Here is a 13451-nt window from a genome sequence, read left to right as displayed (position 1 = left end):
ATTTGCCCAAACGTACATGCCCGAATGTACGTTTTTTTTATTTCATTGTCAACTACAATGAGAAAGCAAAGAATGTTATCTAGCAATGTGATGAAAGGAGATTATCATGTCTAGAATGTTATATAAATTAGGAGGATGGGTTGCTCGCAATCGCATAAAAGTAATATGTGCGTGGATCGTTGTGTTAGTTGCTTCGGTAGGCCTTGCAATCACGTTAAAACCAAGTTTTTCTGAGGATATGTCCATACCTGACACACCTTCGGAAAAAGCGATGGATGTCATTCAAAAAGAATTTCCTCACGGTCCTGATAAAGGGAGCATACGGGTGATTTTCGGAGCTGAAGATGGAGAGAAACTTACTGCAGAGTCAGCCAAAAAAGCAATCGAAAATACGTTTAAGGAAATCAATAAAGATGATTCCGTAGACTCGATTGCAAGTCCTTTTGTGACAGGAACAATCGCGAAAGATGGCACAGTTGCCTATGCTGATATTACGTATAAATCTTCAGCAGATGATATAAAAGATTACTCTATCGAACATGTAAAAAACAGTTTGAAAATAGCTGATGCTGAGGGCTTGCAGACGGAGCTAAGCGGAGATATACCAGGAGCCGAGATGGAGATAGGCGGAGTGTCTGAAATTGTCGGCATTATCTTGGCCTTTGTCGTTTTAGCCATTACATTCGGCTCCTTATTAATAGCAGGTTTGCCGATTTTAACTGCGCTAATTGGTTTAGGTGTAAGTATTGGACTGGTGTTGATTGGGACACAAGTATTCGATATTGCTTCCGTCAGCCTTTCATTAGCTGGAATGATTGGCCTTGCTGTTGGGATAGATTATGCTTTATTTATTTTTACGAAGCACCGCCAGTTTTTAGGCGAAGGCGCACAAAAAAATGAATCAATTGCGAGAGCGACAGGAACAGCTGGAAGTGCAGTTGTTTTTGCGGGACTTACTGTGATCGTCGCACTTTGCGGATTGACTGTCGTTAACATTCCTTTTATGTCTGCAATGGGGCTGACAGCAGGGCTTAGTGTATTGTTGGCTGTTCTCGCTTCAATCACGCTTGTGCCTGCCGTTTTGTCGATAGTGGGGAAACGGATGGTTCCGAAGTCAAACAAGAAAAAAGAAAATCAAAGCGCTGAAACAAATGTCTGGGGACGCTTTGTCACAAAAAATCCTATCATGCTAAGTGTATGCAGCATTCTTATTTTGCTCGTCATTAGTATCCCGTCGATGCATTTGGAGCTGGGCTTGCCTGATGCAGGGATGAAAGCGAAGGATAATCCAGATCGCCGGGCTTATGACTTGCTTGCCGATGGTTTTGGAGAAGGATTTAATGGTCAATTAACAATCGTAGCGGATGCCACAAGTGTGACAGAAAATAAGGCGGAAGCCTTCGCAGATGCAGTGAAAGAAATAAAGGAGCTAGACCATGTATCAAGTGTCACTCCTGCACGGCCTAATGAAGAAGGGAACTTTGCCATCATTACGGTAGTTCCAACAACAGGCCCAAATGATGTGGTAACGAAGGATTTGGTAAAGGATGTACGCAGCTTATCAGATAAAAACGGGGTAGATTTGCTCGTTACTGGATCGACTGCAGTGAATATTGATATTTCAGACCGCCTTAATGACGCGATACCGGTGTTTGCTGTACTCATAGTTGGTTTTGCGTTTGTCTTGCTGACAATCGTATTCCGTTCGTTGCTTGTGCCTCTAGTTGCTGTTGCAGGATTCATTTTGACGATGACAGCCACACTTGGAACCTGTGTATTTGTTTTACAAGACGGTAATCTCATCGACTTTTTGAAAATACCTGAAAAAGGGCCGATACTCGCGTTCTTGCCGATTTTATCTATTGGAATACTGTTTGGATTAGCCATGGATTATCAAGTATTCCTTGTAAGCAGAATGCGTGAAGAATATGTAAAAACAAAGAATCCAGTACAAGCGATTCAAGCTGGATTAAAACACAGCGGTCCTGTTGTCACCGCAGCCGGCCTGATCATGATATTCGTTTTTGCAGGATTTATCTTTGCTGGTGAAGCTTCTATAAAAGCCAACGGGTTGGCTCTTTCCTTTGGTGTGCTCTTTGATGCATTTATTGTACGAATGACACTGATTCCAAGTGTCATGAAGCTGATGGGGAATGCAGCCTGGTATTTGCCAAAATGGCTTGACAAGATCATTCCGAATGTGGACATAGAAGGGCATCAACTCACGAAGGAAATACAGCCAGAAATAGATCATGAACAAAAGAAACAAATCATGTAATAGAAAAAGCAGATCTTTTATGATCTGCTTTTTTGCTTAACGTTTATTCCCTGATCATGCTGTAGGCGATTCTATAGCCTTTCAATATGGTAGTATTTAGAAGATGAAGCCCCGGCAGTTAAAAGGAGAAGACGTTATGGCACAATCGCTCATTTGCGATATGGTTGAAACTTTGTTTCAAACTGAAAAAATTAGAATGGTCACTAGATGATGCTTTCGATTATGTGAGGACACTTGGCAAATGGGATACGGCCCTCCCTATTGAGAAATACATGAGGTGTTCCTTTTATTTGTAAGGTTAATGACTAATATCAATCAGGGGAAAGGCGTATTATATTCTCATGTTAAAGGATGTTCGGTTATTTTAAAAACAATTATTCAATTTTTATAGCGAGTAATGGCTTAATAGAATATCAAAAAGCAATTGCGAGTTTACAGGGGGGAACTGAAACATTTAGTATTCAACAAATACATACACTGAATAAAAGTGATTTCTTTAATACTATTCTGCAAAAATACGTCATTCAACATGCAGTTGTCGGAGACGGTCTATCTGACATAAATGCGGCTAGGCTAAAACATCTTTCATGTAAATGACAAAGAAACATACCATGGTTTGGTATGTTCTTGGGTTACAGCATTCATTTTAATATCTTTTAACGCTTAGCGATCTAAACTAGCCTGGATAATGTTATTCTTAAATATCTAATGATTCTGTTGAAGTAAGCTTAACACTCGTAAATGGTTCTCTATTTATTATACACAGGATTATTGGGATCCTTACAGCGATCTTGTTTTTTGTATGGATTTTGTATGGTACATTAAATATGTTGCTCAAAGGTGTGAATCAAATTTGCGGAATGTGTTTCGAGGTGGATTATGTTATTTGAACTTAATAAAAATATGTAAGACTGAAACAAGCTTATGATTTTAGAATCAACGCCGTGCCAATGCAAATAGCAGCTGCAATGTTTGCTGGTCATTTAAAAAGTATTTACGGTAATCGGAGGATTTATCATGTCAAAGAAAGTTTCTTCTTCCTATATCATCATTATAGGATTAATGCTATTTGCATTGTTTTTTGGAGCAGGAAATCTCATTTTCCCGCCTATGCTTGGTCAAATGGCTGGAACAAATGTATGGATCGCAAACGCTGGCTTCTTAGTGACAGGAGTTGGCTTGCCGTTGCTGGCGATGACAGCATTTGTTTTTTCAGGTAAACATAATTTACAATCGCTAGCCAGCCGTGTGCATCCGGTGTTTGGAATTGTGTTTACGACGATTCTTTATCTGGCAATCGGGCCTTTTTTCGCAATCCCGAGATCTGGGAACGTATCGTTTGAAATTGGAGTGAAACCTTTTTTATCAGATGATGCAGGCCCTGTTCCATTAATCATATTTACAATTTTATTTTTCACAGTTGCATGTCTGTTATCGCTCAATCCTAACAAAATCATTGATGTAGTCGGGAAATTTTTAACGCCAATTAAATTGACATTTATCGGATTGCTTGTAGTGGTAGCTGTTGTCCATCCAATCGGAACCATTCAAGCACCATCAAAAGAGTATACATCACATGTATTTTTCAAAGGCTTTCAGGAAGGATACCTGACTCTGGATGCCCTTGTAGCGTTTGTGTTTGGAATCATCATCGTGAATGCAATTAAAGAACAAGGTGCTGCCACCAAAAAACAGCTGGTATTGATATGTGCAAAAGCAACTGCGATTGCTGCGACACTTTTAGCCCTTATCTATACTGCCCTTTCGTATATGGGGGCCTCCAGCGTTGAAAAGCTGGGGCTTTTAGAAAATGGAGCCGAGGTTTTGGCTAAGGTTTCATCCTTTTATTTTGGATCCTATGGTTCCATCTTTTTGGGCTTAATGATTACAGTAGCCTGTCTGACAACAAGTGTCGGACTGATTACAGCGTGCTCTTCCTTTTTTCATGAATTATTTCCAAACATTTCGTATAAAAAAATTGCTGTGATTTTAGCGGTGTTTAGTACGCTTGTCGCAAATATAGGGTTAACACAGCTCATTAAGGTATCGATGCCTGTCTTAATGATGATGTATCCAATCGCGATTTCCTTAATCTTTTTAACGTTTTTACATTCTGTATTTAAAGGGAAGGCTGAAGTGTATCAGGGCAGTTTACTGTTCACGTTTATCATAAGCCTATTTGACGGTTTGAATGAAGCTGGGGTGAAAATTGAAGTGGTGAATCGTGTTTTCACTCAGATTCTTCCTATGTACAGCATAGGGCTCGGATGGTTCATTCCAGCTATTATAGGGGGATTAGGCGGCTATATACTGAGTATGGTCCGAACAAAAAATTGTGATTAGCGCTGTGATAAAACGATTCAAGGATTAGCAGCGCCACTCATCTTCATAGACATTATTGATTTCCCTGGTCAGGGTACTAAAAATTGAACAATCACTCAGATTTGCAGGTGGAATAAAGCTTTTGTCCGCCTGCTTAATTGGGGGGAAGAAGATGGCTGATCAAAGAAAAGCTTTGTGTATGAGATTAGCACAAATAGACAAACATGAAATATCGATACTTCGTGAGCTCCAGTTGGAACGGGAGAAGATCTTTTCAAGCTTAAGAGCATTAGAAAGGTCTAGTAAAGAAAAGCAGCGCCCATCTCAAGTCGTGCTCGTTGAACAAACAGCAAATGATGTAAAGACATATCATATAACATCAAAACCAATCCAACAGAAAAAAAGAAGGCAGGGCAGAGCTGAATCAAAAGCTTCTCGTGAAGCAGCGTTACACATATTAAAGCAGCAGGATAAGCCAATAAACAGTATTGAGCTGAAAAGAAGGATTGAGAAGGAAACCGGTGTGCATATCTCTAATATGACATCATTTATGAATACTTTAATGAGAATGCACCCAGAGGTGAAAAAACCTTACAGAGGACAATATAAAATGATTTGATTCTTGCACGGTATTCGGCTTCTGAATTCGAAAAACTGCATAATCTTGTCTAGTGCGAAATCGCATAATGAAACTTTTTTACAATCAAAGAACATTTTCATTTTGATACCAAGGGTTGTGAATACCTTGGTATTTTTTGTGCGCGTGTTGTAGAGTGAACGGCTGTCCGAAACCTGCCGCCTAGTCATTAGGATTGGTTCATGTGAAAAAATAGAGCCCCATTACAGAGGCTCTATTTTTGTGAATATCAAATACGGATCCACCACTCACCATCTGTTTCACTGATAAAGCATGACGGCATTAGTGAGTGTTAATTTATTGAAGCATGTGTTGCAGGTCGCCATTAAAAGCGCAATCCACATACATGAATCACGAAAATAACAACAGGCGGAATCAACAGAGAGGGCAGCAGATTTAGCGTTTTAAACTTTTTCATTCCCAGAATGCTTAACCCTGAGCTGAGAATGAGTATGCCTCCTACAATTGTGATTTCATTTATGAGATCTGTATTGATTGCGCTCTCCATCACTTTAGCAAATAAATAGATCGAGCCCTGCCAGGCAAACAATACAATGGCAGCCGCTGCGATTCCAAAACCAAAAGTCGAAGCGAGCACAATGGAGGTAATCCCATCTAACATCCCGTTTGTCAGGAGATACGTATAGTTTTCATTCAGAGCCGCTTCAACAGGGCCCAGTATTGACAGCGAACCCATACAAAATAATAAGATCGCAGTTGATAAACCCTCCGCTAAATTGCTTTTAGAGAATTTATTCACCAGATTGTTGAATCGTAATTCCAGATTGATGCTCTGGCCAAGCAAACCTCCAAGGGCTAAACTTACAATAAAAAGAATGGGGTATTTACTATCAGGCAAATGCTGTGTAATCGCGTTGATCCCCAGCGCAACTGCAGCGAAGCCCATTGCCTGCATCAGGATATCCTGGTATTCATCTTTAATACCTTTTTTGAATACCCCGCCAATTATACTTCCTGCAATGATCATCACTGTGTTAAAAATGGTCCCAAACATAAGCTTTCTCCTCCAATAATGATTAAAATAAACCCTCAAGTTAGTAGAGAGTCAAGGGAGATTAAAAACATATTCATGAAATTTAATTGATGGGCAGCAGGATTTCAGTCACATAATTGTCTAGGTGATTGGTAATCCCATAATCAATGAGTGTGATTTCGATTGAATCTCCCGCTATATCATAATGATGTTCGTTCATATATGCCAGTAACTGTTTGTAATATGGTTCGGCTTCTGAATGTGACCCTTTAAACCTGATTTGCAGATAGTCTCTTGAAGGAAAAATGATTTCGGATGAAGTTTCTTCATTTTCATCTTCAAGAATCATGAATATGCTGGTATATTTGTCGAACAGATTTGCTTTTACATTTGCTGCTGAAATAGATAAACCGATCTTGCCTATAAATATATCCTCGTTCACATTCAGGTGAGTTCTCAATTTGGCTAATGAATGTTCGATATCATGGCCGAGAATATACTCATGCTGTAAATAAGCCACACGTAATGCGGGAAGTTTGATTTTTGTAATGTGCTGTAACGGCGTGTGGACGGCATCTTCTATTTGCATGATGCGGCGGGAGATCTTTTTTTCTATGCGTTCCAATTCCCTCTTTTTACGATCAATTTCAGTTTGCTGGCTTTTCAGTAAATGAAGCAGAGTGTTTGTATTTTGAGAATTATAAAAATCAAGAAGTTTATTGACGGGCAGGCCTAAAGCCCTCAAATACTTGATGGTATCTAACCGCTCAAACTGTTGGGTAGAATAATATCTATAGTTCGTTTGCTCGTCTTTATATTCCGGTTTCAAAAGGCCGATTTCATCATAATACCTAAGCGCAGAGATTTTCACGTTGAATAGCTTTGAAACTTCTCCAATCGAAAAAAATTCCTTCATTTTAACAACCTTTCTGTTCATCTGATTTATACATTCACATTATATAGTATGGCCAGTCCTAAAGGAAAAGTTTGCAAGGATTAGAGGAAGGGGATAAGGCGTGAACAAATTGACGTTCCTGAGGATAAAAACCGTTTCTGAACAAACGGCATAAAGAAAAAGCTCCTTTTGAAAAATTGAAAAGGAGCTTTTTCATTCTTCAAAATAAGGATTCACATGGATGAGCACTTCTTCAACATCTGAAAACTGTCTTTTGATTTCATTTCGGATTTCGCGGGCAATATCGTGACCCTGTTTAATCGTCAAATCATGATCCAAAGATAGACGGACATCAAGCAATTTATAGTGGCCATGTTCTCGCGCGCGGATTCTATCGATTCGCTTTACTTGATCACATTGAAAAATAACAGCTTTATATTCTTCTATCAGCTCGGGAGCAACACTTTTCTCCATAAGAACATCAACAGATGGCCTGATTAATTCCATTGAAATCTTAAAAATAAGGTAAGCCACGATTGCACTGGCAATTGCATCGGCGTACAACAGATAGGACCATCCGCGTGTGTTTCCGACAATCGCCAATAGGACGCCGATAGAAGCGGCAAGAGAGGCAACGATATCGCCTTTATGATCGTATGCAATCGCTATAATCGCTTTGCTGTTCCATTTTTCCCCCTGCTTAATGGAATAGCGATATAGGATCTCCTTGGCCACGTACGAAATCAGAGCGGCAAACAATGCGCTGTATTGTGGAACGCTTGGCCCTTCAACAAAGGACAGAATCGCTTCTATTAGGATATAAACTGATACGATCATTAAGATAATTCCTACAATAGCCTCACTAATGACTTCAGCTTTTCCATGCCCAAAAGGATGGTCTTGATCAGGCGGTTTATTTGAAATGCCGATCACTGCCAGGACAGCAATCGAAGCAACGACATCCGCTGCGGAATGGATTCCGTCCGCAAAAACCGCTTCACTATCGCCTATCAGCCCAAAAAAGACCTTTCCTGCCATTAAGATCAGATTGGCTATCAATGCAATCAAAGCAACCTTTTTGCTTATTTGTTCTCTTTCACTTGCCATTTTTTCCTCCTGTAAAACTGCACAAAAAAATAGGAGTGCTTTTTTATTCGCTCCCCGTATCCTTTCTTGTGTAATCACTTTGCTTATCATACCAATTCCATTTCGAGTGGGTCTATAGCAACGTTGTTTCCTGTTTACTAATAAATAAGGTGAAAGAAAAAAAGTTGGAGCCGGGCTAAAAGAGCACACAGCAAACATAACAAACGGTGATGGCCCACCAATTAATATTCCACTTCAGTGAAATTCCCACTCCTTTTTCAAAACTGTTGACAATAGAACATCCATAATTTATTATTATCTCATATTCAAGATAATTTAATTCGAGATAAATTAGTAACACCCAAGCGTAAACCTTCATGCCAATGTATTTTTTTATAAAGTGATATCTCGAATTCAAGATAAATAGTTTAGGTCATAAAAGCTGGAATTTTCACAGCTAGCCAAAGCGATCTGCAAGCAACTTCCTTTCCAGATTATCCAATCACGAAAGATGAACTAAATGAGATGTTTGAATGGGTTGCCTTGGCTCCATCGGCTTTTAACTTGCAGTATACAAAAGATGTGACGGTTCTAGACCGGATGTAAAAAGCCGAAACAGGCCGCAAACGGTCAATATAACGTGTTAAGCTCATCTGCGGTTCTATTGGTATTAGGGGATAAGCAGGTTGGCCGTGTGGTTCAAGACACCGTTTCGTTTAATAAAAGGGAGAACTATTTAAGAGGGATGAGGCGATAAGGAACGCTTCACTTTCTGCAATGATGTTTATGCTGAGTGCTAAGGATGCTGAAACCGTGGAACAGATTTTGAATATAGATGATCAATTTGAGGTTGTCATGATAATTACACAGAGAGCAGAAGCCCGCGCGGCAACCGGAAATCTATAAATGTGTTTGTTGAATATCTCTAAATGAACATGTAAAGGAGCATATAAAAATGGCAAAAAAAACGATGGGAATACATCATATTACAGCAATTGTCGGTCACCCTCAAGAGAACGCAGATTTTTACGCAGGAGTCCTGGGGCTTCGTTTGGTCAAGCAAACTGTCAATTTTGATGATCCTGGTACGTATCATCTTTATTTTGGAAATGAAGGCGGGAAGCCGGGAACAATCATCACCTTCTTTCCGTGGGCGGGCGCCCGCCAAGGAATCATTGGAGACGGTCAAGTTGGCGTGACTTCTTATGTCGTGCCGAAGGGAGCTATGGCTTTTTGGAAAAAGAGACTTAAAAAGTTTAACGTTCCATACACCAAAATCGAGCGTTTTGGAGAACAATATGTAGAATTTGATGATCCGCACGGTCTGCATTTAGAAATCGTGGAAAGAGAAGAAGGAGAAGCCAATACGTGGACGTTTGGAGATATAACACCTGATGTTGCCATTAAAGGCTTTGGCGGTGCAACCCTGTTATCAGCACAGCCTGATAAAACCGCTGAGCTATTAGAAAATATCATGGGGCTGGAACAAGTCGGCAAGGAAGGAGACTTCGTTCGTTTTCGTTCTGCCGGTGATATCGGAAATGTGATTGACCTTAAAATCACGCCTATTGGACGCGGGCAAATGGGAGTCGGCACGGTGCATCACATCGCTTGGCGTGCTAACGATGACGAAGATCAATTAGATTGGCATAGATATATCGCTTCTCACGGATACGGTGTGACTCCTGTTCGCGATAGAAATTATTTTAATGCGATTTACTTCAGAGAACATGGGGAAATTCTATTTGAAATCGCAACTGATCCGCCGGGCTTTGCACATGATGAATCACCAGAAACAATGGGTGGAAAGTTAATGCTGCCTATTCAGTATGAACCGCATCGAACACAAATTGAACAAGGGCTGCTGCCGTTTGAAGTGAGAGAGTTAGACTGATTGTAATCACGTATGAAGAGAAATAAAGAGACATATATTCAACAGGTGATTGCTGGAAGTTGCCGGCGGTAAATAACTAGACGTGCTGCCTTTCAGCGCAACATGTTACATCAAAAATAAGGAGAGATAAAAATGGAAGATGCAGGACTATTGCTTATTCGTATTCTGATTGGTGTGGTGTTTCTGTTTTATGGATCACAAAAATTATTCGGCTGGTTTGGCGGATATGGGATTAAAGGAACCGGAGAATGGTTCGAGTCAATTGGGTTGAAACCAGGTAACGTCGCGGCCGCTTTATCAGGTCTTGGGGAATTAGTAAGCGGAATTTTATTTATTTTAGGTGTATTCCTCCCGCTTGGAGCTGCTATCATAACGATCATTATGTTAGGTGCTATCGTAAAAGTTCATGGAGCGAAAGGATTTGCGAATGGCGCGGGCGGTTTTGAGTATAACGTGGTGCTGATTGCAGTCTCCATCGGGGTTGCACTCATCGGTTCAGGGGCTTACGCTTTGCATTTTTAATACGAAAGTATGTTAGAACAGTTACTGGCAAGCGGTAACTGTTCTTTGTTTTTCCATATTCGTGCAAGCTTGCAGGTAAAAGCAAAAAGCGGATATCATTCATATAAATGTGTATAGTGAATAATACGTATCGATGAGCTTGGTCATGAAAGACAGACCAATTTGAAGGAGTAAATGGATGAAAGAGATGACAGAATTACAATCATTAGATGCTATAGAGAATTTTATTAAACAGCATCCATTCAGTTTTATCTATATATCAAGACCCGGCTGTACAGTATGTCATGCTGTTCTGCCGCAGCTCAGAATTTTATTGGATCAGTTTCCAAACATCACATTGGCGCATATCAATGCTGACGATGTAGAAGAGGTCGCCGGCCGATTTTCAGTCTTCACCGTTCCTGTGCTTCTTTTGTTTATCGATGGAACTGAGTTTCTGAGAGAAGCCCGTTTTGTTCATTTTGAACAGCTTGAAGAAAGGCTGAAAAGGGTTTATCGGTTATATGAAGATGAATAAAGTTTACACTTATCAAATGACAAGCCCCCTGGGGGGTTCTTGAAAATGGCATAACGTCAGGCCGTCCCCTTGCTTAAAGTCGGACATCATGTTTTATGACATCAGAAAAACCATTTCATCGGTGAGGGGATGGCTGTTTCACAAGTAAAGAAATAATACATTGCAAAACCCTTGAATAGGGAAGTTGGCAGTTTGGGGTTGATTGGCATAAAATCAACAGCATGAAATAATACTCATGAGTAACATTACTTTTGAGTATTTTTTTTATGGAGGATGATCCTAGTTGAAAAGCAAAAAAGGACGTAAAGGGGAAGAAAGCCGGAAACGATTACTTAAAGCGGCTGCTAACGAATTTGCGATTCGGGGATTCCATGAGACGAAAGTAAGTAAAATTGTAAAAAGAGCAGGACTGACGCAGCCATCCTTTTATCTGTACTTTCAAAGCAAAGAAGCCATCTTTGAGGAGTTAATCGCCGATTTTCACTCTCGTGTCAGAAAGCTGACAGAGTCACTGCTCCTGGAAGGCGGATTAAATACGCAGGATGTGTCAAAACGGGTGCTGTCTGCTGTAGAAACTGTTTTTCAATGTCTGGCTGAGGACAAAGATGTAACCAAGATCGGCTTTTTTCTTAACCCAGAAGCGAAACAAATGAAAAAAGACTTGGCGGTGGTTTTGCAAGATAACCTAGAAGCAGAACAGCGGCTTGGCTATTTTCATTCCGAACTCGACATGGAAACGGTCGCTGAGTGTTTGATTGGCATGATCGAACATTTAACCGATTCATTTTTGTTAACCGGAATCAAGGATCCGGCAAGCCTCGCCGCACAGGTTGTGAATCTTTTAATATACGGGATGCTTCCGATAGAGAGGGATGTAAGATGATATCTATAATCATGAAAGTCAGTTTGGCAGTTTTTATGTTTGTGGGAGGCATGATAAAGGTGTGCCGCGCTCCCTTTCAAGTTGAGCATTGGCGGCATTATCAATATCCGTTATGGTTTCTGACTGTTACGGGAATTCTTGAAATTGCCGGGGCACTTGCTATGACAGCGGGAATTTGGAATCGGTATGCAGCGTTTGGAGCAGGCATCCTGTTTGTCGTTCTCATGGCGGGAGCGCTTCATGCGCATATTGTTCGAGCGCATCAATCGTTTCTCATGACGATACCCGCAATGATCTGATTGATTGTTTCGATCATGATCATGATTAGGGAGTTCATGTAAGCTTTTCTCTTTATATTTCCACAATCCTCACATCTTATTTTGCAGGAAATCTATTTCTCTTATCGAATGATAGAGTGTCAGAGGCTTAACCGGCTTATTTTTTTCATTTGTACGCAGTGATGTTCGGCATTGGCTGGACTTTTTTCATAGGGAGGAATACAGGATGACGTTAACCTTGGAAGATATGACTGTGGAAGAGTTCGAAGCATTTCGCGGGATGTCCGTGCAAAATTACGCGAAACAAAACATAAAATCGGGAACTTGGACAGAAAAAGAGGCAATTGAAAAATCGGAGCAGGCCTATGATAACATGATTCCGGATGGACGACACAGCAGCAACCATTATTTTTGGAACATTACAAATGAACAAGGAGAAAGGATGGGCTGGCTCTGGCTGTATGCTGATCCGTTTCATCCGCAAAAGGAAGCATTTATCTATTCCTTTGGATTGTATGAAGCCTTCCGCGGAAAAGGGCTTGGTCAATTGGCCCTTCAAACGCTGGATGAAAGAGCAAGAGAGCTTGGTGCGGAAAGACTTGCTCTTCATGTGTTTGCGCACAACGAGACAGCCGTCTATCTTTATCAGAAGATGGGGTATGCCATGACCAACATACGTATGCGGAAACAGCTGTGCTGATCAAAGCCGCTTACTTAAGCGGCTCTCCGAACACAATATGCCAATGTAGATGTTTAGAGTCCTGGTAAGCTCCTAAGTTGGTGATTACACGGCACGCGCCTTTTTCTTCCGTCACCATGGAAGCGACCTTTTGAATGACACTCATTAATTCAAGAAGCAACTCATGGTCGTTCTCTTCCAGGGTGATCAATGAGGAAATATGTTTCTTAGGGACAGCCACAATATGGACTGGATAAAAAGGCTTTGTATGATAGTATGCCAATACGTTATCTGTCTCTATTACTTTATTCACTTTCGTTTTGCCGCTAAAAACCTCATCACAGTAAAAGTCTTCAGTCATATGATCCATCCTCACTTTTTTTGTTTCATTTAATAATCTTCTGCATTTCTTCATCACCTCCCTTCTTTTGTGGGATTTCCATTTGGGGGCCGCATGCCCATGGAG

13 protein-coding genes and 2 pseudogenes are annotated in these 13451 nt (G+C 40.6%); 11 read left to right on the top strand and 4 right to left on the bottom strand.

Annotated elements, in window-relative coordinates:
• Nucleotides 1-106: 106 nt before the first annotated feature.
• From MOF34_RS06680 to MOF34_RS06670, 4 genes and pseudogenes are all read left to right on the top strand, one after another.
• On the top strand, nt 107-2278 hold the full coding sequence (locus MOF34_RS06680) for an MMPL family transporter (protein ID WP_268399308.1): 2172 nt from the start codon (nt 107-109) through the stop codon (nt 2276-2278).
• Between the two features lie 136 nt (nt 2279-2414).
• Nucleotides 2415-2851, top strand: a pseudogene (locus MOF34_RS20955) (nucleosidase); the annotation flags it as partial.
• Nucleotides 2852-3295: 444 nt separating this feature from the next.
• Nucleotides 3296-4621: a branched-chain amino acid transport system II carrier protein gene (brnQ, locus tag MOF34_RS06675; protein ID WP_268399306.1), complete on the top strand. Its 1326-nt coding sequence runs from the start codon at nt 3296-3298 to the stop codon at nt 4619-4621.
• A 151-nt stretch (nt 4622-4772) separates the two neighbouring features.
• On the top strand, nt 4773-5219 hold the full coding sequence (locus tag MOF34_RS06670) for a hypothetical protein (protein ID WP_268399305.1): 447 nt from the start codon (nt 4773-4775) through the stop codon (nt 5217-5219).
• A gap of 343 nt (nt 5220-5562) precedes the next feature.
• Here MOF34_RS06670 and MOF34_RS06665 read toward each other — a convergent pair whose 3' ends face one another.
• From MOF34_RS06665 to mneP, 3 genes are all read right to left on the bottom strand, one after another.
• Nucleotides 5563-6252, bottom strand: a complete 690-nt coding sequence (locus MOF34_RS06665; RefSeq protein WP_268399303.1) for a DUF554 domain-containing protein — start codon at nt 6250-6252, stop codon at nt 5563-5565.
• A gap of 82 nt (nt 6253-6334) precedes the next feature.
• Nucleotides 6335-7147: a MerR family transcriptional regulator gene (locus MOF34_RS06660; RefSeq protein WP_268399301.1), complete on the bottom strand. Its 813-nt coding sequence runs from the start codon at nt 7145-7147 to the stop codon at nt 6335-6337.
• Nucleotides 7148-7339: 192 nt separating this feature from the next.
• Nucleotides 7340-8233, bottom strand: coding sequence for a manganese transporter MneP (gene mneP, locus MOF34_RS06655; protein WP_268399300.1), 894 nt, complete (start codon nt 8231-8233; stop codon nt 7340-7342).
• Nucleotides 8234-8676: 443 nt separating this feature from the next.
• Between mneP and MOF34_RS06650 the strand changes: the two are divergent.
• The 7 genes and pseudogenes from MOF34_RS06650 to MOF34_RS06620 form a co-directional block, all read left to right on the top strand.
• A pseudogene (locus MOF34_RS06650) lies at nt 8677-9141 on the top strand (nitroreductase family protein); the annotation flags it as partial.
• A 26-nt stretch (nt 9142-9167) separates the two neighbouring features.
• Entirely contained in the window at nt 9168-10106 is a 939-nt protein-coding gene (locus MOF34_RS06645; protein ID WP_268399298.1) for a ring-cleaving dioxygenase, read from the top strand.
• A gap of 132 nt (nt 10107-10238) precedes the next feature.
• Nucleotides 10239-10628, top strand: a complete 390-nt coding sequence (locus MOF34_RS06640; RefSeq protein WP_268399297.1) for a DoxX family protein — start codon at nt 10239-10241, stop codon at nt 10626-10628.
• A gap of 178 nt (nt 10629-10806) precedes the next feature.
• Entirely contained in the window at nt 10807-11145 is a 339-nt protein-coding gene (locus MOF34_RS06635; RefSeq protein WP_019713436.1) for a thioredoxin family protein, read from the top strand.
• Between the two features lie 283 nt (nt 11146-11428).
• Nucleotides 11429-12028, top strand: coding sequence for a TetR/AcrR family transcriptional regulator (locus MOF34_RS06630; RefSeq protein WP_268399295.1), 600 nt, complete (start codon nt 11429-11431; stop codon nt 12026-12028).
• A complete protein-coding gene (locus tag MOF34_RS06625; protein WP_268399293.1) occupies nt 12025-12327 on the top strand; it encodes a DoxX family protein in 303 nt (100 codons plus the stop codon). Before MOF34_RS06630 ends, MOF34_RS06625 begins: the two co-directional genes overlap by 4 nt.
• Before the next feature lie 205 nt (nt 12328-12532).
• The gene (locus MOF34_RS06620) at nt 12533-13006 is read left to right on the top strand and encodes a GNAT family N-acetyltransferase (protein WP_268399292.1); all 474 of its coding nucleotides are present in this window, start codon (nt 12533-12535) and stop codon (nt 13004-13006) included.
• Between the two features lie 10 nt (nt 13007-13016).
• On the opposite strand, the gene MOF34_RS06615 is transcribed toward MOF34_RS06620, so the two are convergent.
• Nucleotides 13017-13400, bottom strand: a complete 384-nt coding sequence (locus MOF34_RS06615) for an HIT domain-containing protein (RefSeq protein WP_268399290.1) — start codon at nt 13398-13400, stop codon at nt 13017-13019.
• Nucleotides 13401-13451 lie beyond the last annotated feature (51 nt).

The sequence above is a fragment of the Bacillus sp. T17B1 genome (assembly GCF_026796395.1).
GTDB classification, from domain to species: domain Bacteria; phylum Bacillota; class Bacilli; order Bacillales; family Bacillaceae; genus Bacillus; species Bacillus spizizenii_A.
This window is presented reverse-complemented; position numbering and strand designations above follow the sequence as displayed.